The organism is Escherichia sp. WS1368, from assembly GCF_046487485.1.
Classification (GTDB): domain Bacteria; phylum Pseudomonadota; class Gammaproteobacteria; order Enterobacterales; family Enterobacteriaceae; genus Escherichia; species Escherichia coli.
The window spans coordinates 291,874-318,060 of record NZ_JBJQJI010000002.1; the positions used below are offsets into that span (position 1 = coordinate 291,874).

At 52.7% G+C, this 26,187-nt stretch carries 17 protein-coding genes; 15 read left to right on the forward strand and 2 right to left on the reverse strand.

Translation table 11 applies throughout. From position 1 onward, the window contains the following. The 11 genes from hpaD to yjiA all read left to right on the forward strand — a co-directional run bounded on the left by hpaD (position 1) and on the right by yjiA (position 11,468). Positions 1–852 carry a 3,4-dihydroxyphenylacetate 2,3-dioxygenase gene (hpaD, locus tag ACJHYD_RS07070; protein WP_001612286.1) on the forward strand — a complete coding sequence of 284 codons (852 nt, stop codon included), beginning with the start codon at positions 1–3 and terminating at the stop codon, positions 850–852. A gap of 9 nt (positions 853–861) precedes the next feature. Continuing rightward, on the forward strand, positions 862–1,242 hold the full coding sequence (locus tag ACJHYD_RS07075; protein ID WP_001119868.1) for a 5-carboxymethyl-2-hydroxymuconate Delta-isomerase: 381 nt from the start codon (positions 862–864) through the stop codon (positions 1,240–1,242). A gap of 67 nt (positions 1,243–1,309) precedes the next feature. Next, positions 1,310–2,113, forward strand: coding sequence for a 2-oxo-hept-4-ene-1,7-dioate hydratase (hpaH, locus tag ACJHYD_RS07080; protein ID WP_000459750.1), 804 nt, complete (start codon positions 1,310–1,312; stop codon positions 2,111–2,113). Between the two features lie 10 nt (positions 2,114–2,123). Then, positions 2,124–2,912: a 4-hydroxy-2-oxoheptanedioate aldolase gene (hpaI, locus tag ACJHYD_RS07085; protein WP_000431702.1), complete on the forward strand. Its 789-nt coding sequence runs from the start codon at positions 2,124–2,126 to the stop codon at positions 2,910–2,912. A 174-nt stretch (positions 2,913–3,086) separates the two neighbouring features. After that, on the forward strand, positions 3,087–4,463 hold the full coding sequence (hpaX, locus tag ACJHYD_RS07090) for a 4-hydroxyphenylacetate permease (RefSeq protein WP_001285761.1): 1,377 nt from the start codon (positions 3,087–3,089) through the stop codon (positions 4,461–4,463). A 9-nt stretch (positions 4,464–4,472) separates the two neighbouring features. Then, entirely contained in the window at positions 4,473–5,363 is an 891-nt protein-coding gene (hpaA, locus tag ACJHYD_RS07095) for a 4-hydroxyphenylacetate catabolism regulatory protein HpaA (protein ID WP_001205639.1), read from the forward strand. A gap of 250 nt (positions 5,364–5,613) precedes the next feature. Continuing rightward, the gene (gene hpaB, locus ACJHYD_RS07100; protein WP_000801481.1) at positions 5,614–7,176 is read left to right on the forward strand and encodes a 4-hydroxyphenylacetate 3-monooxygenase, oxygenase component; all 1,563 of its coding nucleotides are present in this window, start codon (positions 5,614–5,616) and stop codon (positions 7,174–7,176) included. 17 nt (positions 7,177–7,193) lie between these two features. After that, positions 7,194–7,706: a 4-hydroxyphenylacetate 3-monooxygenase reductase subunit gene (locus ACJHYD_RS07105; protein WP_001175460.1), complete on the forward strand. Its 513-nt coding sequence runs from the start codon at positions 7,194–7,196 to the stop codon at positions 7,704–7,706. Positions 7,707–8,097: 391 nt separating this feature from the next. After that, positions 8,098–10,248, forward strand: a complete 2,151-nt coding sequence (btsT, locus tag ACJHYD_RS07110; RefSeq protein WP_001309197.1) for a pyruvate/proton symporter BtsT — start codon at positions 8,098–8,100, stop codon at positions 10,246–10,248. Between the two features lie 49 nt (positions 10,249–10,297). Next, positions 10,298–10,501, forward strand: a complete 204-nt coding sequence (locus ACJHYD_RS07115; protein WP_000467859.1) for a YbdD/YjiX family protein — start codon at positions 10,298–10,300, stop codon at positions 10,499–10,501. Positions 10,502–10,511: 10 nt separating this feature from the next. Beyond that, complete coding sequence (yjiA, locus tag ACJHYD_RS07120) at positions 10,512–11,468, forward strand: GTPase (protein ID WP_001309196.1); 957 nt, start codon at positions 10,512–10,514, stop codon at positions 11,466–11,468. A gap of 45 nt (positions 11,469–11,513) precedes the next feature. Here the strand turns inward: yjiA and mrr are convergent, their stop codons facing one another. Beyond that, positions 11,514–12,428, reverse strand: coding sequence for an adenine/cytosine-specific restriction endonuclease Mrr (gene mrr, locus ACJHYD_RS07125; protein ID WP_000217934.1), 915 nt, complete (start codon positions 12,426–12,428; stop codon positions 11,514–11,516). 187 nt (positions 12,429–12,615) lie between these two features. On the opposite strand from mrr, the gene hsdR reads away from it, so the two are divergent. The 4 genes from hsdR to symE all read left to right on the forward strand — a co-directional run bounded on the left by hsdR (position 12,616) and on the right by symE (position 19,797). Continuing rightward, positions 12,616–16,128 carry a type I restriction-modification system endonuclease gene (gene hsdR, locus ACJHYD_RS07130; protein WP_000981384.1) on the forward strand — a complete coding sequence of 1,171 codons (3,513 nt, stop codon included), beginning with the start codon at positions 12,616–12,618 and terminating at the stop codon, positions 16,126–16,128. A gap of 200 nt (positions 16,129–16,328) precedes the next feature. Beyond that, positions 16,329–17,918 (forward strand): type I restriction-modification system methyltransferase, encoded by a 1,590-nt coding sequence (gene hsdM, locus ACJHYD_RS07135; protein ID WP_001063214.1) that lies wholly within the window; start codon positions 16,329–16,331, stop codon positions 17,916–17,918. Beyond that, a complete protein-coding gene (locus ACJHYD_RS07140; RefSeq protein WP_000042302.1) occupies positions 17,915–19,228 on the forward strand; it encodes a restriction endonuclease subunit S in 1,314 nt (437 codons plus the stop codon). Before hsdM ends, ACJHYD_RS07140 begins: the two co-directional genes overlap by 4 nt. A gap of 227 nt (positions 19,229–19,455) precedes the next feature. Then, complete coding sequence (gene symE, locus ACJHYD_RS07145) at positions 19,456–19,797, forward strand: endoribonuclease SymE (protein ID WP_000132864.1); 342 nt, start codon at positions 19,456–19,458, stop codon at positions 19,795–19,797. Between the two features lie 42 nt (positions 19,798–19,839). Here symE and ACJHYD_RS07150 read toward each other — a convergent pair whose 3' ends face one another. After that, positions 19,840–26,184 (reverse strand): DEAD/DEAH box helicase, encoded by a 6,345-nt coding sequence (locus ACJHYD_RS07150; protein WP_000213434.1) that lies wholly within the window; start codon positions 26,182–26,184, stop codon positions 19,840–19,842. Between the last annotated feature and the right edge of the window lie 3 nt (positions 26,185–26,187).

The window sequence follows — 26,187 nt, forward strand, 5'->3', positions numbered from 1 at the left end:
ATGGGTAAGTTAGCGTTAGCCGCCAAGATCACGCACGTACCGTCGATGTATCTCTCTGAACTGCCAGGGAAAAACCACGGTTGCCGCCAGGGCGCGATCGACGGGCATAAAGAGATCAGCAAGCGTTGCCGGGAAATGGGCGTCGATACCATTATCGTTTTCGATACCCACTGGCTGGTCAACAGTGCTTATCACATCAACTGTGCAGACCATTTTGAAGGCGTCTACACCAGCAACGAGCTGCCGCATTTTATCCGCGATATGACCTACAACTACGAGGGCAACCCGGAGTTGGGGCAGCTTATTGCCGATGAAGCCTTAAAGCTCGGCGTGCGGGCAAAAGCGCACAACATTCCCAGCCTGAAACTGGAATACGGCACGCTGGTGCCAATGCGCTACATGAATGAAGACAAGCACTTCAAAGTGGTTTCCATTTCAGCTTTCTGCACTGTTCACGATTTTGCCGACAGCCGCAAGCTGGGCGAGGCTATTCTGAAAGCGATCGAACAGTACGACGGCACCGTGGCGGTCCTTGCCAGCGGTTCGTTATCGCACCGCTTTATTGACGATCAGCGAGCGGAAGAAGGGATGAACAGCTACACCCGCGAGTTCGACCGCCAGATGGACGAGCGCGTGGTGAAGCTGTGGCGCGAAGGCCAGTTCAACGAGTTCTGCAATATGCTGCCGGAGTATGCCGACTACTGCTACGGCGAAGGCAATATGCACGACACGGTGATGCTGCTGGGGATGCTCGGCTGGGATAAATACGACGGCAAGGTGGAGTTTATCACCGAGCTATTCCCAAGCTCTGGCACCGGTCAGGTTAACGCTGTTTTCCCGCTTCCCGCGTAAGGACGTTTTATGCCGCACTTTATCGTGGAATGTACTGAAAATATTCGTGAAGAAGCCCGCTTACCTGAGCTGTTTGCCAGTGTTAACACTGCACTGGCGGCAACGGGGATTTTTCCGCTTGGGGGAATACGTAGCCGGGCACACTGGATCGATACCTGGCAAATGGCTGATGGCAAGCACGATTACGCCTTTGTGCATATGACGCTAAAAATCGGCAGCGGGCGCAGTCTGGAAAGCCGTCAGGAAGTAGGCGAAATGCTGTTTGATCTGATTAAAACGCACTTCGCCTCACTGATGGAGAGCCGTTACCTGGCGCTTTCATTTGAGATTGCAGAGCTGCACCCGACGTTGAATTTCAAACAGAACAACGTACACGCGTTGTTTAAATAAATTTGCACCAGCTTCCAGGCTGGATGATAAGGCGCAGCCGCATCCGGCAATGCCACAGGATATCGCTATGTTCGATAAACACACCCACACCCTGATCGCCCAGCGTCTGGATCAGGCAGAAAAACAGCGTGAACAGATCCGCGCGATCTCGCTGGATTACCCGGAGATCACCATTGAAGACGCCTACGCCGTACAGCGCGAATGGGTCCGACTGAAAATCGCCGAAGGCCGCACGCTGAAAGGCCACAAAATCGGCCTGACCTCGAAAGCGATGCAGGCCAGCTCACAAATCAGCGAGCCAGATTACGGTGCATTGCTGGACGACATGTTCTTCCACGATGGCAGCGATATCCCGACCGATCGCTTTATCGTGCCGCGCATTGAAGTGGAGCTGGCTTTTGTGCTGGCAAAACCGCTGCGTGGGCCAAACTGCACGCTGTTCGACGTCTACAACGCCACGGACTACGTGATCCCGGCGCTGGAGCTGATCGACGCCCGCTGCCACAACATCGATCCGGAAACCCAGCGCCCGCGCAAAGTGTTCGACACCATTTCTGATAACGCCGCCAACGCCGGAGTGATCCTCGGCGGTCGTCCGATCAAACCAGACGAACTGGATCTGCGTTGGATCTCCGCCCTGATGTATCGCAATGGCGTGATTGAAGAAACTGGCGTCGCCGCTGGTGTGCTAAATCATCCGGCAAACGGCGTGGCCTGGCTGGCGAACAAACTCGCACCGTATGACGTACAACTGGAAGCCGGGCAAATCATTCTCGGCGGTTCGTTCACCCGCCCGGTTCCGGCGCGTAAGGGCGATACCTTCCACGTCGATTACGGCAACATGGGCTCCATTAGCTGCCGCTTTGTTTAAGGAGAGAACGATGGAAAACAGTTTTAAAGCGGCGCTGAAAGCAGGCCGCCCGCAGATCGGATTATGGCTGGGGCTAAGTAGCAGCTACAGCGCAGAGTTACTGGCCGGAGCAGGATTCGACTGGTTATTGATCGACGGTGAGCACGCGCCGAATAACGTGCAAACCGTGCTCACCCAGCTACAGGCGATTGCGCCCTACCCCAGCCAGCCGGTGGTACGTCCGTCGTGGAACGATCCGGTGCAAATCAAACAACTGCTGGATGTCGGCACACAAACCTTACTGGTGCCGATGGTTCAAAACGCTGACGAAGCCCGTGAAGCGGTACGCGCCACCCGTTATCCCCCCGCCGGTATTCGCGGTGTGGGCAGTGCGCTGGCCCGAGCCTCGCGCTGGAATCGTATTCCTGATTACCTGCAAAAAGCCAACGATCAAATGTGCGTGCTGGTGCAGATCGAAACGCGTGAGGCAATGAAGAACTTACCGCAGATTCTGGACGTGGAAGGGGTCGACGGCGTGTTTATCGGCCCGGCGGATCTGAGCGCCGATATGGGTTATGCCGGTAATCCTCAGCACCCGGAAGTACAGGCCGCGATTGAGCAGGCGATCGTGCAGATCCGCGAAGCGGGCAAAGCGCCGGGGATCCTGATCGCCAATGAGCAACTGGCAAAACGCTATCTGGAACTGGGCGCGCTGTTTGTCGCCGTCGGCGTTGACACCACCCTGCTCGCCCGCGCCGCCGAAGCGCTGGCAGCACGGTTTGGTGCGCAGGCTACAGCGATTAAGCCCGACGTGTATTAATGCCGGATGCGCTGCGCTTATCCGGCCTACACTCGCACCAAACCGTAGGCCGGATAAGGCGTTTACGCCGCATCCGGCAAAAAGCCGTACCAAATCGCGGACCGGATAAGGCGTTTGTGCGCATCCGCCATAAACCTTGTCGTACCCTACAAAAATCCCATTAGAGGAAGAAAAATGAGCGACACCTCACCTGCCATACCGGAGAGTATCGATCCGGCGAATCAGCATAAAGCGCTGACTGCCGGACAACAGGCGGTTATTAAGAAGCTGTTTCGCCGCCTGATCGTCTTTCTGTTCGTGCTGTTTATCTTCTCGTTCCTTGATCGCATCAACATCGGCTTTGCCGGACTCACGATGGGACGCGACCTCGGTCTGAGCGCCACCATGTTTGGCCTCGCCACCACCCTGTTCTACGCCGCTTATGTCATCTTCGGCATTCCCAGCAACATTATGCTGAGTATTGTCGGTGCGCGGCGCTGGATCGCCACCATCATGGTGCTTTGGGGCATCGCCTCTACTGCCACCATGTTTGCCACTGGCCCCACTAGCTTGTACGTACTGCGTATACTGGTTGGCATTACCGAAGCCGGCTTTCTGCCTGGCATTCTGCTGTATTTAACCTTCTGGTTTCCGGCCTATTTCCGCGCCCGTGCCAACGCCTTGTTTATGGTGGCAATGCCGGTAACGACAGCGTTGGGATCGATCGTTTCCGGCTACATTTTGTCGCTGGATGGCGTAATGGCATTAAAAGGCTGGCAGTGGCTGTTTTTGCTGGAAGGCTTCCCGTCGGTATTACTCGGCATCATGGTGTGGTTCTGGCTTGATGACTCACCGGACAAAGCTAAGTGGCTGACGAAAGAAGACAAAAAATGCCTGCAAGAGATGATGGATAACGATCGTCTGACGCTGGTTCAGCCAGAGGGAGCCATCAGCCACCACGCCATGCAACAACGCAGCATGTGGCGGGAGATCTTCACTCCGGTGGTGATGATGTATACCCTGGCGTATTTCTGCCTGACCAACACACTTAGTGCGATCAGCATCTGGACACCGCAGATCCTGCAAAGCTTTAATCAGGGCAGCAGTAATATCACCATCGGCCTGCTGGCCGCCGTACCGCAGATTTGTACCATTCTCGGGATGATTTACTGGAGCCGTCACTCAGATCACCGCCAGGAACGAAGGCATCACACCGCCCTTCCTTATTTGTTCGCTGCCGCTGGTTGGTTACTGGCTTCGGCAACTGATCACAACATGATCCAGATGCTGGGGATCATTATGGCTTCGACCGGATCATTCAGCGCAATGGCGATTTTCTGGACAACACCGGATCAGTCCATCAGCCTGCGGGCACGAGCGATCGGTATTGCGGTGATCAACGCCACTGGCAACATTGGTTCAGCATTAAGTCCGTTTATGATCGGCTGGTTGAAAGATCTGACCGGCAGCTTTAACAGTGGATTGTGGTTTGTTGCCGCGCTGCTGGTGATTGGTGCGGGGATTATCTGGGCGATTCCAATGCAGTCCTCCCGTCCGCGAGCGACCCCGTAAGGAACGACGATGCGTGACCGTCAGATTGCCAATATTGATATCAGCAAAGAGTACGATGAAAGCCTGGGTACGGACGATGTGCATTATCAGTCGTTCGCCCGCATGGCGGCATTTTTTGGCCGCCATATGCTGCCACATCGCCACGAACAGTACTTTCAGATGCATTTCCTCAATAGCGGACAGATTGAGCTACAGCTTGACGATCATCGCTACTCGGTGGAAGCGCCCCTGTTTGTCCTGACGCCGCCGTCAGTACCTCATGCGTTTATTACGGAGTCTGACGCCGACGGTCATGTGTTGACGGTACGGGAAGATCTGATCTGGCCCCTGCTGGAAGTTCTGTATCCGGGCACTCGGGAAACCTTCGGCCTGCCGGGGATTTGCCTGTCACTGGCAGATAAACCCGACGAACTGGCGGCGCTGGAACACTATTGGCAACTGATAGAGCGGGAATCGGTGGAACAACTGCCTGGACGGGAACACACCCTGACGCTCCTGGCACAGGCAGTGTTCACCCTACTGCTGCGTAACGCAAAACTCGACGACCATGCCGCCAGCGGGATGCGCGGAGAATTAAAACTGTTCCAGCGTTTTCATATGCTGATTGAAAGCCATTTTCATCAGCACTGGACAGTACCGGATTACGCTAACGAACTGCATATCACCGAATCACGACTCACGGACATCTGCCGTCGCTTTGCCAACCGTCCGCCAAAACGGTTGATTTTCGACAGGCAGCTGCGAGAAGCCAAGCGGCTGCTGCTGTTTTCTGATAACGCCGTGAACAATATTGCCTGGCAACTCGGTTTTAAGGATCCGGCTTATTTTGCGCGCTTTTTTTATCGCTTAGTCGGTTGCTCGCCCAGTGCTTATCGTGCCAAAAAAGTACCTGTGACGTGAAAATCCCTTAGCCTTAACGGGAAACCAGGCACCACCTGCTATTCCCCTTTCTCCGCCTGGAGCAAGGGGATTTAGTAACGTCAAAAATCGCTAAAAGCGACCTCGATCACAAAACCGTACCCGACCTGAAAAGTACCAGCCATTGTCCCAAAAGTCTCTTCCCGTAATCGCCCCTGCAAGCTTCAATTGAATAACAAAAACAACACACAAAATTAACAATCGTATTCCGATTAATACTGTAGAGGTCGACATGAAACCAGAAGATTTCCGCGCCAGTACCCAACGTCCGTTCACCGGGGAAGAGTATCTGAAAAGCCTGCAGGATGGTCGCGAGATCTATATCTATGGCGAGCGAGTGAAAGACGTCACTACTCATCCGGCATTTCGTAATGCGGCAGCGTCTGTTGCCCAACTGTACGACGCGCTGCACAAACCGGAGATGCAGGACTCTCTGTGTTGGAACACCGACACCGGCAGCGGCGGCTATACCCATAAATTCTTCCGCGTGGCGAAAAGTGCCGACGACCTGCGCCAGCAACGCGACGCCATCGCTGAGTGGTCACGCCTGAGCTATGGCTGGATGGGCCGTACCCCAGACTACAAAGCTGCTTTCGGTTGCGCACTGGGCGCGAATCCGGGCTTTTACGGTCAGTTCGAGCAGAACGCCCGTAACTGGTATACCCGTATTCAGGAAACTGGCCTCTACTTTAACCACGCGATTGTTAACCCACCGATCGATCGTCATTTGCCGACCGATAAAGTGAAAGACGTTTACATCAAGCTGGAAAAAGAGACTGACGCCGGGATTATCGTTAGCGGTGCGAAAGTGGTTGCCACCAACTCGGCGCTGACTCACTACAACATGGTTGGCTTCGGCTCGGCACAAGTAATGGGCGAAAACCCGGACTTCGCGCTGATGTTCGTTGCGCCAATGGATGCTGATGGCGTGAAATTAATCTCCCGCGCCTCTTATGAGATGGTCGCGGGTGCTACCGGCTCACCGTATGACTACCCGCTCTCCAGCCGCTTCGATGAGAATGATGCGATTCTGGTGATGGATAACGTGCTGATCCCATGGGAAAACGTGCTGATCTACCGCGATTTTGATCGCTGCCGTCGCTGGACGATGGAAGGCGGTTTTGCCCGTATGTATCCGCTGCAAGCCTGTGTGCGCCTGGCAGTGAAACTCGACTTCATTACGGCACTGCTGAAAAAATCACTCGAATGTACCGGCACCCTGGAGTTCCGTGGTGTGCAGGCCGATCTCGGTGAAGTGGTGGCGTGGCGCAACACCTTCTGGGCATTGAGTGACTCGATGTGTTCTGAAGCGACGCCGTGGGTCAACGGGGCTTATTTACCGGATCATGCCGCACTGCAAACCTATCGCGTACTGGCACCAATGGCCTACGCGAAGATCAAAAACATTATCGAACGCAACGTTACCAGTGGCCTGATCTACCTCCCTTCCAGTGCCCGTGACCTGAACAATCCGCAGATCGACCAGTATCTGGCGAAGTATGTGCGCGGTTCGAATGGTATGGATCACGTCCAGCGCATCAAGATCCTCAAACTGATGTGGGACGCCATTGGCAGCGAGTTTGGTGGTCGCCACGAACTGTATGAAATCAACTACTCCGGTAGCCAGGATGAGATTCGCCTGCAGTGTCTGCGCCAGGCACAAAGCTCCGGCAATATGGACAAGATGATGGCGATGGTTGATCGCTGCCTGTCGGAATACGACCAGAACGGCTGGACTGTGCCGCACCTGCACAACAACGACGATATCAACATGCTGGATAAGCTGCTGAAATAACGCAGCAGGAGGTTAAGATGCAATTAGATGAACAACGCCTGCGCTTTCGTGACGCGATGGCCAGCCTGTCGGCAGCGGTAAATATTATCACCACCGAGGGCGACACCGGACAATGCGGGATTACGGCAACGGCTGTCTGCTCGGTCACGGATACACCACCGTCGCTGATGGTGTGCATTAACGCCAACAGTGCGATGAACCCGGTTTTTCAGGGCAACGGCAAGTTGTGCGTCAACGTCCTCAACCATGAGCAGGAACTGATGGCACGCCACTTCGCGGGCATGACAGGCATGGCGATGGAAGAGCGTTTTAGCCTCTCATGCTGGCAAAAAGGTCCGCTGGCGCAGCCGGTGCTAAAAGGTTCGCTGGCCAGTCTTGAAGGTGAGATCCGCGATGTGCAGGCAATTGGCACACATCTGGTGTATCTGGTGGAGATTAAAAACATCATCCTCAGTGCAGAAGGTCACGGACTTATCTACTTTAAACGCCGTTTCCATCCGGTGATGCTGGAAATGGAAGCTGCGATTTAAGCTCCAGCCCCTTCACGCATTCGTCGAAGGGGCATTTTTATTGTGATCTCAATCACATATCCACCCGATGATAATTCTTGCCCAACCGCTCACCGCCATTCCTGACCGCTTACATCCCTAAAATAACCACTCAGTTATTTACCTTACTTTACGCGCGCGTATCTCTGGCAACATCACTGCAGGATAGCGGTCAATTTACCTCCTCAAACGCAACGCAAACCTAGAACGGCTTCGGCCTATGATTAACAAATTACTCTATGGATTTTGGTTTGCAGGAAGGCAGCAAGTGAGTGAATCCCCGGGAGCTTACAACAGTAAGTGTCAGAGGTGAACGAACGCAGCTGCCGCACCTGTAAGCCAAAAGACGACGAGTAAAATGCCAGGTTTTACTATGGATACGAAAAAACTATTCAAGCACATACCCTGGGTGATTCTCGGAATCATCGGTGCATTCTGCCTCGCGGTAGTTGCATTACGTCGGGGGGAGCACGTCAGCGCCCTGTGGATCGTGGTCGCCTCTGTGTCGGTGTATCTGGTGGCGTATCGCTACTACAGTTTGTACATCGCCCAGAAGGTGATGAAACTCGACCCCACGCGCGCGACGCCTGCGGTTATTAACAACGACGGTCTGAACTACGTTCCGACCAACCGTTACGTGTTGTTTGGTCACCACTTCGCCGCTATCGCCGGTGCTGGTCCGCTGGTTGGTCCGGTTCTCGCCGCGCAGATGGGCTACCTACCTGGCACGCTGTGGCTGCTGGCGGGGGTAGTACTGGCCGGTGCGGTACAGGACTTTATGGTGCTGTTTATCTCCTCTCGCCGTAACGGCGCATCTCTCGGTGAGATGATCAAAGAAGAGATGGGACCAGTACCGGGGACTATCGCGCTGTTTGGCTGTTTCTTAATCATGATCATCATCCTTGCCGTCCTGGCGCTGATTGTGGTTAAAGCCCTGGCCGAAAGCCCGTGGGGTGTTTTCACCGTTTGCTCAACCGTACCGATTGCGCTGTTTATGGGTATCTACATGCGCTTTATCCGTCCGGGGCGTGTGGGTGAAGTCTCTGTCATTGGTATCGTGCTGCTGGTTGCCTCTATCTACTTCGGTGGCGTGATTGCTCACGATCCGTACTGGGGTCCGGCACTGACCTTTAAAGACACCACCATTACCTTCGCGCTGATTGGCTATGCGTTTGTTTCCGCACTGCTGCCGGTGTGGCTGATCCTCGCACCGCGCGACTATCTGGCAACCTTCCTGAAAATCGGCGTTATCGTCGGCCTGGCGCTGGGTATCGTGGTGCTGAACCCGGAACTGAAAATGCCTGCGATGACCCAGTACATTGACGGTACTGGCCCGCTGTGGAAAGGCGCTCTGTTCCCGTTCCTGTTCATCACCATCGCCTGTGGTGCGGTATCTGGCTTCCACGCGCTGATCTCTTCCGGTACGACGCCGAAACTGCTGGCTAATGAAACCGACGCGCGTTTCATTGGCTACGGCGCAATGCTGATGGAGTCCTTCGTGGCGATTATGGCGCTGGTTGCTGCGTCCATCATCGAACCGGGTCTTTACTTCGCGATGAATACCCCGCCTGCTGGCCTTGGCATCACCATGCCTAACCTGCATGAAATGGGTGGCGAGAACGCGCCGATCATCATGGCGCAGCTGAAAGACGTTACCGCACACGCGGCGGCAACCGTCAGCTCCTGGGGCTTCGTGATTTCGCCAGAGCAGATCCTGCAAACCGCGAAAGACATTGGTGAGCCTTCTGTCCTGAACCGTGCAGGTGGTGCGCCGACGCTGGCGGTAGGTATCGCTCATGTGTTCCACAAAGTGCTGCCGATGGCTGACATGGGCTTCTGGTATCACTTCGGTATTCTGTTCGAAGCCCTGTTCATCCTGACCGCGCTGGATGCGGGTACCCGTTCTGGCCGCTTTATGCTGCAAGACCTGCTGGGTAACTTCATCCCGTTCCTGAAAAAAACCGACTCTCTGGTTGCCGGTATCATCGGTACTGCGGGCTGTGTGGGTCTGTGGGGCTACCTGCTGTATCAGGGCGTGGTCGATCCGCTGGGCGGCGTTAAGAGCCTGTGGCCGCTGTTCGGTATCTCCAACCAGATGCTGGCAGCCGTGGCGCTGGTACTGGGCACCGTTGTGCTGATTAAGATGAAGCGCACCCAATACATCTGGGTTACCGTTGTTCCGGCTGTATGGCTGCTTATCTGCACCACCTGGGCACTGGGTCTGAAACTGTTCAGCACCAACCCACAGATGGAAGGCTTCTTCTACATGGCAAGCCAGTACAAAGAGAAGATTGCTAACGGTACTGACCTGACGGCGCAGCAGATTGCCAACATGAACCACATTGTTGTGAACAACTACACCAACGCGGGCCTGAGTATTCTGTTCCTGATTGTGGTGTACAGCATCATCTTCTACGGTTTCAAAACCTGGCTGAAGGTGCGTAACAGCGACAAACGTACTGACAAAGAAACACCGTACGTTCCAATCCCGGAAGGCGGCGTGAAGATCTCTTCGCACCACTAACCGTGTTTAGCCCCGCTTCGGCGGGGCTTTGTTCTTATCAGAGTGAACTATGTTTGGTAACTTAGGACAGGCAAAAAAATATCTCGGCCAGGCGGCGAAGATGTTGATTGGCATTCCAGACTACGACAACTACGTCGAGCATATGAAGACCAACCATCCCGACAAGCCGTACATGAGCTATGAAGAATTCTTCCGCGAACGCCAGAACGCGCGCTACGGCGGCGATGGTAAAGGCGGTATGCGCTGTTGTTAATGGAGAGAGCATGAACCCGATTGCAGTTACCCTACTCACCGGTTTTTTAGGCGCGGGCAAAACCACCCTGCTGCGCCATATTCTTAACGAACAACACGGCTACAAGATTGCCGTGATTGAAAACGAATTCGGCGAAGTCTCCGTTGATGATCAACTGATTGGTGACCGCGCCACGCAGATCAAAACGCTGACCAACGGCTGCATCTGCTGTTCGCGCTCCAACGAGCTGGAGGACGCGCTACTCGACCTGCTGGATAATCTCGACAAGGGCAATATTCAGTTCGACCGTCTGGTCATTGAATGCACCGGCATGGCCGATCCCGGCCCGATTATTCAGACCTTTTTCTCCCATGAGATTTTATGCCAGCGTTACCTGCTGGACGGCGTGATTGCGCTGGTGGATGCGGTACATGCCGATGAGCAGATGAACCAGTTCACCATCGCCCAGTCACAGGTTGGCTACGCCGACCGTATTCTGCTGACTAAAACCGACGTCGCAGGCGAAGCAGAAAAACTGCGCGAACGCCTGGCGCGCATCAACGCCCGTGCACCGGTCTACACCGTTACCCACGGCGACATCGACCTGGGCCTGCTGTTCAACACCAACGGTTTTATGCTGGAAGAGAACGTCGTCAGCACCAAACCGCGTTTCCACTTTATCGCGGATAAACAAAACGATATTTCGTCGATTGTGGTGGAACTGGATTACCCGGTAGATATCAGCGAAGTTTCCCGCGTGATGGAAAACCTGCTGCTGGAATCGGCGGATAAACTGCTGCGTTACAAAGGGATGCTGTGGATTGACGGCGAAGCTAACCGCCTGCTGTTCCAGGGCGTCCAGCGCCTCTACAGCGCCGACTGGGACAGACCGTGGGGCGATGAAAAACCGCATAGCACGATGGTGTTTATCGGGATTCAGTTGCCGGAGGATGAGATTCGGGCGGCGTTTGCGGGGTTGAGGAAGTAAGGGGTTATGGGCCGGATAAGGCGCAGCCGCATCCGGCCTGATATTTCACTCAAAATAGTCCATATCCAGTTTCGGCACCTTCAACAAACGTGAAGAAACCCCTACTTCGTTTTCGATCATTAAGTGCACCAGGCGTTCCCCATCAACCAACACCATACCCTCGACGGATTGAGCAAAGTCACGCGCCTGAGACGTAAATCCAGAAGTGGTAATAAACACCCCACGTTTCGCCTTTTGCCCAGCCAGTGCGCCGTAAAATGCCTGTAATTCTGGCCTGCCTACAGTGTTCTGCCAACGTTTTGCCTGAACATAAACTTTCTCCAGGCCAAGTTTATCAAGCGATATCACACCATCGATGCCACCATCTCCAGTACCGCCAACACGCTGCAAATCATCACGGTGGCCGCCATACCCCAGGCGATGCAAAACATCCAGAACAATGACTTCAAAGCGCGAAGGAGAAACCTGCAATAAGTTTTCCAGAACCTCATCAGCCACCGCATCACGAAGCTCTTTTAGCGCCTGATCTAACCGATCGTCCGGGCTGCTCTTTGCTAGTTCTTCATGATCGGGAGAGTCGGCTTTCGGATCTAAATCGACGGCATCCGGCCGTGACTTAAGTTTGACATTCACAAAATCGAAGGCCAGATGGTTCGTCTCCTGCTCCGTCATTGGCTGGGGATGAGACGCAACCCAGTCAAAACCCGCAGGAGTCAGGCACCATTTGCCACGCGACAAACTTTGCGACAACCCGGCACGTTTTAAACGGTCATGTGCCCAGCCTGCACGATTTTTATAAACAAGTTGTCCGCTGGTAATGACTTTCGCTCGCTGGCTGTCATCCAGTCCTAATGCATCCGCGGCAGCCTCATGAACATCACGCGCGGCTGCACCTTCCGGTTTTGTCGCCAGATAACGCAGAACAGGTTCAATAAATTTGTCATAGGTAGGAACCGTCATAGTACATCCTTGCAGAATCAGGTAGATGTTTTTCGGCTACTATAACACTACCAAAATAGACGAACACGTTAGAAATGAGTCAGTTGCTGTGACTCCGGTCATTGTCCGGAAAGGTACAGAAAGCTAAGATAAGACGTTATGGGCCTTAAATATTTGGACAGGCCCACACAGCAATGGATTAATAACAATGATGAATAAATCCAACTTCGAATTCCTGAAGGGCGTCAACGACTTCACTTATGCCATCGCCTGTGCGGCGGAAAATAACTACCCGGATGATCCCAACACGACGCTAATTAAAATGCGTATGTTTGGCGAAGCCACAGCGAAACATCTTGGTCTGTTACTCAACATCCCCCCTTGTGAGAATCAACACGATCTCCTGCGCGAACTCGGCAAAATCGCCTTCGTTGATGACAACATTCTCTCTGTATTTCACAAATTACGCCGCATTGGTAACCAGGCGGTGCACGAATATCACAACGATCTCGACGATGCCCAGATGTGCCTGCGACTCGGGTTCCGCCTGGCTGTCTGGTACTACCGTCTGGTCACTAAAGATTATGACTTCCCGGTGCCGGTGTTTGTGTTACCAGAACGTGGCGAGAACCTCTATCACCAGGAAGTGCTGACGCTAAAACAACAGCTTGAACAGCAGGTGCGAGAAAAAGCGCAGACTCAGGCAGAAGTCGAAGCGCAACAGCAGAAGCTGGTTGCCCTGAACGGCTATATCGCTATTCTGGAAGGCAAACAGCAGGAAACAGAAGCGCAAACCCAGGCTCGCCTTGCGGCGCTGGAAGCACAGCTCGCCGAGAAGAACGCGGAACTGGCCAAACAGACTGAACAGGAACGTAAGGCTTACCACAAAGAAATTACCGATCAGGCCATCAAGCGCACACTCAACCTTAGCGAAGAAGAGAGCCGCTTCCTGATTGATGCGCAACTGCGTAAAGCAGGCTGGCAGGCCGATAGCAAAACCCTGCGCTTCTCCAAAGGCGCGCGCCCGGAACCCGGCGTCAATAAAGCCATTGCCGAATGGCCGACCGGGAAAGATGAAACGGGTAAACAGGGCTTTGCGGATTATGTGCTGTTTGTCGGCCTCAAACCCATCGCGGTGGTAGAGGCGAAACGTAAAAATATCGACGTTCCCGGCAAGCTCAATGAGTCGTATCGCTACAGTAAATGCTTCGATAATGGCTTCCTGCGGGAAACCTTGCTTGAGCACTACTCACCGGATGAAGTGCATGAAGCGGTGCCGGAGTATGAAACTAGCTGGCAGGACTCCAGCGGCCAACAACGGTTTAAAATCCCCTTCTGCTACTCCACCAACGGGCGCGAATACCGCGCAGCAATGAAGACTAAAAGTGGCATCTGGTATCGCGACGTGCGTGATACCCGCAATATGTCGAAAGCCTTACCCGAGTGGCATCGCCCGGAAGAGCTGCTGGAAATGCTCGGCAGCGAACCGCAAAAACAGAATCAGTGGTTTGCCGATAATCCCGGCATGAGCGAGCTGGGCCTGCGTTATTATCAGGAAGATGCCGTCCGCGCGGTGGAAAAGGCAATCGTCAAGGGTCAACAAGAGATCCTGCTGGCGATGGCGACCGGTACCGGTAAAACCCGCACCGCAATTGCCATGATGTTCCGCCTGATCCAGTCCCAGCGTTTTAAACGCATTCTCTTCCTTGTGGATCGCCGTTCTCTTGGCGAGCAGGCGCTGGGGGCGTTTGAAGATACGCGTATTAACGGCGACACCTTCAACAGCATTTTCGACATTAAAGGGCTGACGGATAAATTCCCGGAAGACAGCACCAAAATTCACGTTGCCACCGTACAGTCGCTGGTGAAACGCACCCTGCAATCAGATGAACCGATGCCGGTGGCCCGTTACGACTGTATCGTCGTCGATGAAGCGCATCGCGGCTATATTCTCGATAAAGAGCAGACCGAAGGCGAACTACAGTTCCGCAGCCAGCTGGATTATGTCTCTGCCTACCGTCGCATTCTCGATCACTTCGATGCGATAAAAATCGCCCTCACCGCCACCCCGGCGTTGCATACGGTGCAGATTTTCGGCGAGCCGGTTTACCGTTATACCTACCGTACCGCGGTTATCGACGGTTTTCTGATCGACCAGGATCCACCAATTCAGATCACCACCCGCAACGCACAGGAGGGTGTTTATCTCTCCAAAGGCGAACAGGTAGAGCGCATCAGCCCGCAGGGGGAAGTAATCAACGACACCCTGGAAGACGATCAGGATTTTGAGGTCGCCGACTTTAACCGTGGCCTGGTGATCCCGGCGTTTAACCGCGCCGTCTGTAACGAACTCACCAACTACCTTGACCCGACCGGGTCGCAAAAAACGCTGGTCTTCTGCGTCACCAATGCCCATGCCGATATGGTGGTGGAAGAGTTGCGTACCGCGTTCAAGAAAAAGTATCCGCAACTGGAGCACGACGCGATAATCAAGATCACCGGTGATGCCGATAAAGACGCGCGCAAAGTGCAGACCATGATCACCCGCTTCAATAAAGAGCGGCTGCCCAATATTGTGGTAACCGTCGACCTGCTGACGACCGGCGTCGATATTCCGTCGATCTGTAACATCGTGTTCCTGCGTAAAGTACGCAGCCGTATTCTGTACGAGCAGATGAAAGGCCGCGCCACGCGCTTGTGCCCGGACGTGAATAAAACCAGCTTTAAGATTTTCGACTGCGTCGATATATACAGCACGCTGGAGAGCGTCGACACCATGCGTCCGGTGGTGGTGCGTCCTAAGGTGGAGCTGCAAACGCTGGTCAACGAAATTACCGATTCAGAAACCTATAAAATCACCGAAGCGGATGGCCGCAGTTTTGCCGAGCACAGCCATGAACAACTGGTGGCGAAGCTCCAGCGCATCATCGGCCTGGCCACGTTTAACCGTGACCGCAGCGAAACGATAGATAAACAGGTGCGTCGTCTGGATGAGCTATGCCAGGACGCGGCGGGGGTGGGCTTTAACGGCTTCGCCTCGCGCCTGCGGGAAAAAGGGCCGCACTGGAGCGCCGAAGTCTTTAACAAGCTGCCTGGCTTTATCGCCCGCCTGGAAAAGCTGAAAACTGATATCAATAACCTGAATGATGCGCCGATCTTCCTCGATATCGACGATGAAGTGTTGAGCGTAAAATCGCTGTACGGTGATTACGACACGCCGCAGGATTTCCTCGAAGCCTTTGACTCGCTGGTGCAACGTTCCCCGAACGCGCAACCGGCATTGCAGGCGGTGATCAATCGCCCGCGCGATCTCACCCGTAAAGGGCTGGTCGAACTCCAGGAGTGGTTTGACCGCCAGCACTTTGAGGAATCTTCCCTGCGCAAAGCGTGGAAAGAGACGCGTAATGAAGATATTGCCGCCCGGTTGATTGGACATATTCGCCGCGCTGCGGTGGGCGATGCGCTGAAACCGTTTGAGGAACGTGTCGATCACGCGCTGACGCGCATCAAGGGCGAAAACGACTGGAGCAGCGAGCAATTAAGCTGGCTCGATCGTTTAGCACAGGCGCTGAAAGAGAAAGTGGTGCTCGACGACGATGTCTTCAAAACCGGCAACTTCCACCGTCGCGGCGGGAAGGCGATGCTGCAAAGAACCTTTGACGATAATCTCGACAACCTGCTCGATAAATTCAGCGATTATATCTGGGACGAGCTGGCCTGACACGTATACACTTCATCCTTCAGGCTGCCTCTGCGTTGGCTGCGCTCGTTCACCCCGGTCACGTACTTCTGTACGCTCCCGGGGATTCACTCACTTGCCGCCTTGATGCAACCTGAATGATTTTGTGTATATTACCCTCGGCAATTTATTCTTATGCGGCCCAATAAATTTGGGCCGCTGCTTAATTTACGGAACTCACAATGAACAATAACGATCTGGTCGCCAAGCTGTGGAAGCTGTGCGACAACCTGCGCGATGGCGGCGTTTCCTATCAAAACTACGTCAATGAACTCGCCTCGCTGCTGTTTTTGAAAATGTGTAAAGAAACCAGACAGGAAGCGGAATACCTGCCGGAAGGCTACCGCTGGGACGACCTGAAATCCCGTATCGGTCAGGAGCAGTTGCAGTTCTACCGTAACCTGCTGGTACATCTGGGCGCCGACAATCAAAAGCTGGTGCAGGCGGTGTTCCAGAACGTCAACACCACCATTACCCAGCCAAAACAGTTGACCGAACTGGTCAGCAATATGGATTCACTGGACTGGTACAACGGTGCGCACGGTAAGTCGCGCGATGACTTCGGCGATATGTACGAAGGGCTGTTGCAGAAGAACGCGAACGAAACCAAGTCTGGCGCGGGCCAGTACTTCACCCCGCGTCCGCTGATTAAAACCATTATTCATCTGCTGAAACCGCAGCCGCGTGAAGTGGTGCAGGACCCGGCAGCGGGTACGGCGGGCTTTTTGATTGAAGCCGACCGCTACGTTAAGTCGCAGACTAACGATCTGGACGACCTTGATGGCGACACACAGGATTTCCAGATCCACCGCGCGTTTATCGGCCTCGAACTGGTGCCCGGCACCCGTCGTCTGGCGCTGATGAACTGCCTGCTGCACGATATTGAAGGCAACCTCGACCACGGCGGCGCAATCCGTCTGGGCAACACCCTGGGCAGCGACGGTGAAAACCTGCCGAAGGCGCATATTGTCGCCACTAACCCGCCGTTTGGCAGCGCCGCAGGCACCAACATTACCCGCACCTTTGTTCACCCGACCAGCAACAAACAGCTGTGCTTTATGCAGCATATTATCGAAACGCTGCATCCCGGCGGTCGTGCGGCGGTGGTGGTGCCAGATAACGTGTTGTTTGAAGGCGGCAAAGGCACCGACATCCGTCGTGACCTGATGGATAAGTGTCATCTGCACACCATTCTGCGTCTGCCGACCGGTATTTTTTACGCGCAGGGCGTGAAGACCAACGTGCTGTTCTTTACCAAAGGCACAGTGGCGAACCCGCATCAGGATAAGAACTGCACCGACGACGTGTGGGTGTACGACCTGCGGACCAATATGCCGAGCTTTGGTAAACGCACGCCGTTTACCGACGAGCATTTGCAGCCGTTTGAGCGCGTGTATGGCGAAGATCCCCACGGCTTAAGCCCGCGTACTGAAGGGGAATGGAGTTTTAACGCCGAAGAGACGGAAGTTGCCGACAGCGAAGAGAACAAAAATACCGATCAGCATCTGGCTACCAGCCGCTGGCGCAAGTTCAGCCGCGAGTGGATCCGCTCCGCGAAATCCGATTCGCTGGATATCTCCTGGCTGAAAGATAAAGACAGCATTGACGCCGACAACCTGCCGGAGCCGGATGTATTAGCGGCAGAAGCGATGGGCGAACTGGTACAGGCGCTGGGTGAACTGGATGCGCTGATGCGTGAACTGGGGGCGAGCGATGAGGCGGATGCACAGCGTCAGTTGCTGGAAGAAGCGTTTGGTGGGGTGAAGGAATGAGTAAAAATTGGCAAATATGCCAGTTGGGTGATGTTTTGACCCTCATCAATGGCAGAGCATATAAGAAAGAAGAAATGCTCACAGAAGGTGTTCCTATTCTCAGAATTCAAAATTTGAATGGAGGGAATAAATGGTTTTATTCCAACTTAGAGCTACAGGAAGATAAATATTGCTATAAAAATGATCTCCTATATGCTTGGTCAGCAACATTTGGTCCATATTGGTCGAAGTGGGATCATAAACTAATTTATCACTACCATATTTGGAAGATTGAAACATCCCCTGCACTTAATAAGCAATTTGCTTATTATGCATTATTGAATATTACAGAGGCACTTAAAGCATCGGCTCACGGCGTGGCAATGCCACATATTACCAAAGCTGGAATGGAGGCTTGGGAAATACAACTTCCTCCAATTTCAGAACAAAAAATCATCGCTGAAAAACTCGATACGCTGCTGGCGCAGGTAGAGAGCACCAAAGCACGTCTTGAGCAAATCCCACAAATCCTGAAACGTTTTCGTCAGGCGGTGCTGGGTGCAGCGGTAAGTGGAAAACTAACTGAAGACTGGAGAGATAATTCGAGCCTGTCTGGGTGGATAGAAGGCAAACTTGGGGAATTTATAAAAAAACCAAGTTATGGAACGTCATCTAAGTCTAATAAAGAAGGACTCATTCCTGTATTAAGAATGGGCAATCTTCAGGGCGGAAAATTGGACTGGACGGATCTAGTCTATACTTCAGATACCATAGAAATTGAAAAGTATAAACTTGAGTACAATGATGTATTATTCAATCGTACAAATAGTCCTGAACTTGTCGGGAAAACAGCCATATATAAATCAGAGCAACCAGCTATTTATGCAGGTTATTTGATTAGGGTTCAATGTTTACCTGATTTAAACCCTGACTATCTTAACTACCATTTAAATAGCATTTTGGGGAGGCAATATTGCTACTCAGTAAAATCTGATGGGGTCAGTCAATCAAATATTAATGCACAGAAATTAATTGCATACCCAATAACTGTTCCTCCACTCCCCGAACAACACGAAATCGTTCGCCGCGTCGAGCAGCTCTTCGCCTACGCAGACACCATAGAAAAACAGGTCAACAACGCCTTAGCCCGCGTTAACAACCTGACGCAATCCATCCTGGCAAAAGCGTTCCGTGGTGAACTCACCGCCCAGTGGCGGGCCGAAAACCCGGAATTAATCAGCGGAGAAAACAGCGCCGCCGCGTTGCTGGAAAAAATCAAAGCTGAACGCGCAGCCAGCGGAGGTAAAAAAGCCTCGCGTAAAAAATCCTGATCATTATTTTCTGGCGCACCTTTCCGGTGCGCCTTTTATTATTTCACGCCAATCATAACTCACATAAATATATTTAAATCATTCCAGGAACTGACCATTTTATTCTATTTTTAGCTGGACTTTCCCTGTATTTACTGATGATATATCCAGGTATTTAGCGCGGTGCGGATGTGCGCCAACACACCCGCACCGCTCATCACAATCACTATTATCGGAGAATAGCAGTTATGACTGACACGTATTCTATTGCACAACCGTTCGAAGCAGAAGTCTCTCCGGCAAATAACCGTCATGTCACCGTCGGTTATGCGAGCCGCTACCCGGATCACGCGCATATTCCCGCCATCACCCTGAAAGGTCAGTGGCTGGAAGCCGCCGGTTTTGCCACCGGCACGGCGGTAGATGTCAAAGTGATGGAAGGCTGCATCGTCCTCACCGCTCAACCACCCGCCGCCGAAGAGAGCGAACTGATGCAGTCGCTGCGCAGGGTGTGCAAGCTGTCGGCGCGTAAACAAAAGCAGGTGCAGGAATTTATTGGGGTGATTGCCGGTAAACAGAAAGTTGCCTGAATGGAAAAACGCTCCCGACACCACATCGGGAGCGGCACATCATCAGGAGGCGCTCACCTCCACCAGCACATCCGTTGCCCAGCTCTCTTCGCTGTTGGCCACATTTCCTTCATTGCAGGCCTGAGCCATTTTGACTAACTGGAAAGAAACGTCATCGCGGAAGTCAAAGTAATGCCATTGCGATGCAAAGTTGATACGCCAGTAGCCCATCCCCTGATCGAAGCGGATCTTCAAAACCTGACCATCCTCAAAAGTCACCGTCAGTTTACGATGGTGAGGGATATCGCGCGGCGAGTCGAACACCGTTAGTTCTATCGGCCTGCCCAGCGCAGCAGCAAACCACTGATCAGCGAAATCCTGAAAATCCGCTATGCTCATCCAGTCATGGAAAGGCCGGTTACCGGGGCGATCTTTATCTTTAAACAGCGTATCCAGCGCCACTTCAGCGCCATCGGTCAGCTTTGTTTTTAGCGGTCTCAGAATTGATCCCAACAACGCCAGCGCAACCGGGTTTTGCAGATAGCGATCGGTATAGTGAACGCCGGTAATTCGCGTGTTATTCATCAGTGACTGTGCTTCTTCATGGTCGTTAAACAGCACGTCCCAGAAGCGTTGTCCAAACTGCGAAAGTGGTCCATTCAACTGTTTGTGGATCTGAATGTCTTTGACCCGCTCGACAGCGTTGGCGGCTTTAGCCGGCAGAATAAACTCGTTCAGTTCTACCGTTTTATAACCGAGACTACGCACCACCAGTTCGTCATTCAGGTGCCACTCCGGCCCCGGAATCGTTGCCTGCTGGCTGCGAGAAGCCAGCGTCATCACGCGATCGGCAAAGGTAACCTGGGCAACGATCGGCAATTGCAGATCCTGTTCAACATGGCACAGCCGCACACCCAGCGCAGTAAATTGCGATAGTTCATACAACAGATCCGGGTCATCCACTCCCGCAGGTATAACAAGATCGACCTCGACGTTGTCTTTTAGCCGATAGCTCTGAACCGCCGCGCGGAACTGACGGGCGTATAAATCCCACTCATTGGGCGCGCCGGTCATCCACAGGGTGAGCTTTTCAGCGCCTTCGTTAATCGCCCGGCGAATCGTATCGCCAATAGCGCCAGGGCAGTAGCGGGCATCCGGCAGCGAGAATGTCTCTTCATCCGGTAAACCGATGTAATACGTGAAGTCATCGCCAAGCCAGGCCAGCGCCGCTTTGCGATCCAGCAAATCGTGATCGTGGCGAGTCTGGGAATCAAGCAGGCATTCACTACATGCAGTATCACAATGGCGGCAACCTAACTGTTTCACCATTCCCTGCAAAATAGCTTCAATGTGTACCGGTGCGCTGGAGGCAAAACCTGCACCACCGCTGATCACATCATAAAGCTGAACGGCTAATACCGATTGCCCATCCTCCAGTCTGACCGGGCGTACAGAATAGCCGAGTTCTGCGCCGGAGATACCCAGAACGCCCGCTAGCGCCTGACGCAGAGCAACCGCCAGAGTCATAGCGACAATCCGCCCCTCTTCTGTGTTATCTGGCAGATACTCGCCTTTTTGCGGTTTGCGCAGAACCATTTCAAAGACATCGGTGCGCGCCAGTGCGCCCAGGGTGACGTTCTTCATGAGTGCCGTCGAACCTGGGCAAATCAGACGATGATTCTGGCTGTCGCGGTCCGCTTTACCCGGACGCGGTGGATAGTGAGCTTCCATACTTTTCGGAGCATCATTTTCATTCAGCATCGACTCCGCACGGCCACAGCTCAGACACAATGCATAACCGTGTCCACCTTCCCCCAGACTTTGCTGGAAAACATGCCCATCAGCCCCAGAAGCCATATAACCCATTAGCGGGTTAGGCAACGGTACGGGCTCTGCTTTAACAAAGACCCAGGCGGGGACAACCGGGACGAATTTCATGGTTTCAATATTGTTCGTTACCGGAGCGTGTGCATCGGTGACAAACCCGGCAGGCTGCAACACCTGACGGCGATTATCCATGATTATTTTTTCGCCGCAGGCGCTATTGGAGCAAAAGAGCATCCCGGAACTGCTCATCCCCTCTTCATAGCCAATGGTCCCGCATTTGTGACAGCGCCAGGCACAATCCAGACGCTGGGCTTCATTGGTATCAGCATTAATATTGTGCCAGTGCAGTGAGACACCGGCAGAGCGGAAGACACGGCCATCAAGAATGATCTCTGCTCCCGGTGCATATTCACGAATGGCAACACCGAGGTTACGGGAAGGTAATCCTTTATAACGGGAGACGTTATCTTCACGGTCCTTTTTATCACGACTTTTTTGCAATTTTTCGCGGATATAATCTTCCATTGTGAAGTTATCAAACGTCACTACATCTGTCGGGAAGCCGTATCCCGGCAGGAAAGTTCTGGCAGCCAGATCGCGCAGCAGATACTCTCCACAGTGTCGTTTCTTCTCCAGCTCTATGCGCTTACGATAAGGCGTTTGTGGCTGCGACTCACGCTCCTGGGTCACGAGATCGCGATAAACGGAGAGCCACCGCTGTTGCAGGAAGGTGATCGCGCTGATTGTTTTATCCCGCAGATGTTCAGCTCTTGCACCATGCAACGCCGTACCTTTCACCAGCCGTTCCAGCGCCGTGTCGATATCAAGAACCGGGCGTTCCAGCCAGATTTTAAAGCGTTCGCATTTTGACTGCCCGTCATCTTCACCGAAAAACCAGAGGCTATCGAGGCTGGTTTTCTCTTTATCGGTTTCGCCAATAACGTTACATAAAAAGTCGGACAGTAATAATGCATTGACGTGACGTTGTACCAGTCGGGCGGAGTTCATCGCGACCATGGGTGCCGGGATCATGGTTTCAAACGGCCAGAGCGGGTTGGCAAAAACCTGTTGGTCGTGTGGGTTACCTTTGCATAGGGTGTAAGAGATCGCACGCGACTCTTTACTACGCCCGGCTCGCCCGGCGCGCTGTAAATAGTTGGCAGGATGTGGCGGTACATTGTTCATTACCACCGCTGTAATGCCCCCGATATCAACCCCCATTTCCATGGTGGTGGAACAGTTGAGAACATTTAGTTGCCCGTTCTTGAACATCTTTTCATAGCTTTGCAGGCGTTCTGACGACTGCTGGGCAGAGTGCTCGGCAGTGCGATAGTAGAAACCGCCTTCCACGACACGATCGTTGATGTCTGTCCAGACGTTTTCTGACCGCAATTGTGCGATCAGCGGATCATTGCTGACCCAGTCGCGTGCTTTTGCCAGACCCTCTGCGTAGTCTTCCTGTGAACGATCCAGCTTCCAGATTTCCGGCATGGTGACTTTCTGCGCGACAAAAGTGTCATATTGCGCCTGGGTAAGATGCTCGAACGAAATATGGGTAGGCAGATAAGGGGTTAAGCCTTTAAAAGCCGTATCCAGGATTTTATTGGTTACCGGGCAAATCCAGGCATCCGTGATTAAAGAAAAAGTCATATGCTCTTTCGGTAAATAAAAACGGTTGCCATCGGGTTTCAGTACTGCAAGCGGTCCGGTAAGTTGGGCCCATGCTTCTTTCAGCCATGTATTGATAATATCAATAGTCGCCGTATTGACGGTTTTGAATCCAGCCCCCAGCATCAGTAACTTCGCTAAACGATGGGATACGTTGCCATTACGAATTTGAGGCCAGCGTCTATTCTGATTATCTTCAGGATCTTTTGATTCCGGGTTACGGACGAATTTTGATGAAAAACGGCTACCAATCCAGTTTTTCAGCTCATCATCCAGCTGTGTGAAGTTGCTCTCGCGAACGTAATGATCCAACGTAACCTTGAGAAAATCGCGCCAGTCATCCAGCGTTAATTCCCTTTCCTGCCAGTGCATAGGGAGCTTATGTATTTTCTCCAGTCCCAGGTAACCAACCTGAACCAGCCCCTGTGTTTCCAGGCTGTTAGTCCGTTTAGGGCGACGCATGAATTCCCGGAACAACAACATTTCAGAAAGCTTTAGAGGCCCGCCGTTTTCATTAAACACTTCAGGCTTCAAATAGTAGTTATATTTCAGAACCGGGCCACGGATATCGGCTTTATCTTTAAGCTCGTTAACCATTTCAGTCCAGGTGCGGGATACTAGGGTGGTTGCTGCTTTTCCGCCGATTGCAAACTGATAAGCCTGTTCAAGCTGTTCAGCCTGCGCTTGTGACAATTTCGCCTGGTCTGGCATTCCCCAGCTTCGATATTCTTCTGCCTGCTCACGGGCTTGCTTCGCCCTGGTCGCTAATTTTTCCAGATCGGCATTGGCATTCGGCGCTGTAGACGTTTGCGTCCTTTGATGCCAGCTGAGAATTTCGACTACGCTTCCGCGTAAGCGACTGCGTTCTGCTTCTTGCTGCATACGCACCGCCATTCGGGCTGTCCCTTGTCGACTGTCTGTAAAGGTGATGAGTCGACGACCTCGTCCTGGCAACGAATCTGGTCCGACGCCCTCTTTGCCTTCATCACTGGTAAAGTCCTGACAATACTCTAGAACGGTGGGCACGATATTAGTAACGTAAAATGGCCCACCTAATAGTGCACGCCGGAAGGGCTGTTTCCCACTCATGCCTCTGTAGCCACAGCCACTGGCACTACAAACCTGTTCAACATCATTAATAATCAGCGGAATGCTGTCATTGTTAATAACGCCAATACGGCGCGTCTGGCGGTCGAGGCGTTGTAGGGTATAACCGGCCTCGCTGGTCTCTCCTGCGGCAATAATCAACGGAGGCTGGAAACTGTTCTCTTTTTCGACTTTTTCCGCTGTAGCGTCATGTTCAACAGGTACTTCATCCTGCAAAGAGAATTCATCGCCACCTTTATTTTCCCACTGGACTAGTTTGCCCTTTTTGTCCCGCGCCAGAAGATGAGGTTCATTACAATCATTACAGAACGCCACTTCGTAAACAGGGCTTCCACAATCGCAATTTTGTCGCTGGTTCACATATACATAGCCAAAGGGCCAGCCTTTTTCGAGCGGTGTACCGTGCTTTAACCTGCAATCTTTATCCACACAAGCCCATATTCCCTGGGTATTACGCTGGAAGATATGCGCCCTGACTTTAAGAAATGCGGGATCCTTTGCATTAGGTTGGGTCCCTGAACAGACGTCGATCCAACGCAGTACTTCATGCTGGCTGTGATGCTGTTTTGTCAGTATGTTTAACCGCTCTGTCATCTCATCCAGCTTCATTGGATTGGGATGTTTGACCAACATCTCGCGTATGTAACGTGCTTCGGGGGAGTGCGTGAGCGCATAAAAGCGCTCAGGACTTATCCCTTTAATTTTATTATCATTTTTATCTTTTAGATCCAGATCAGGTATTTGCTCTATTTCGTCTAACGGAACAGAAACGTTTTTGGATGGTTCCAGTTCAGGAATCACCCGACTTCCGTCCAGAACATCGATGCGCTCCTGCGGGATACCGGATAATTCAGAGAGAAATTTTTTCAGCTGCTTTTCGGCGTCGCTGCCGGCAATGGTCGCAGAGGTCGCTACAAAGCGCACATCATCTGGCGTCACGCCAAACGCTGTCATCACACGACGCAGCTGGAGTGCCAGTTCAGCGGCCTGCGACCCGACATAGGTATGCGCTTCATCCAGTACAATCCAGCGTAGTGATTTTTGTGCTTTGGATTGCTGGATAATCGGGGCGTCGACCTGGCGAACCATCATATATTCCAGCATCGTGCCGTTGGTCACCAGAATCGGGGCTGGCTCCAGACGCATCTTTTCACGGGATAAGACTTCATTTGGTCTATTATCCTGCACTGTTTTCATTTTTGCGTGGAGCTCTTCTGTATTTCCGTTATACAAGCAGTAGCGGATTCCAGTACCAAAACCACGCGTCCAGGCATCCAGACGCTCGCGCTGTGAATTAATCAAGGCGTTCAATGGATAGAGAAAAAGGGCTCGGACACCGACCAACGGATTGTTGCCATTTTCATGCAGTTCCCGGTAAAGATCTTCCAGCACCGGAACCATAAAACATTCCGTTTTACCTGAACCCGTACCACTGGTTACCACCACTGAATGTTTCTTTTCCAGCAAAGCTTTCCAACTGGCTAACTGGTGTGTAAAAGGCTTCCAGTCAGCACCAAATCGGTACCGGCCATTACTCTGATTATCCAGTGAATCAACCACTGCTTTGCTCAACAATGCGTTGCCTTCCGTCAGGCTGCGCATCGTGTGATTTGACTCCTTCCATCCAAACATTTGCTGGAATACCGGAGAAGCAAGGAATGAGCCCGGTTTCCCACAATCAGCCCCCATTTGTTGCGCGAGATGTTCACGCAACTGCGGGTTTGTAACGCCCATGATACTGAGCGTTGCTTCAGTTGAACGAGACAACGATTGTTCAATAAGTGACGAAAAATAGCGTGTAGTCATCCT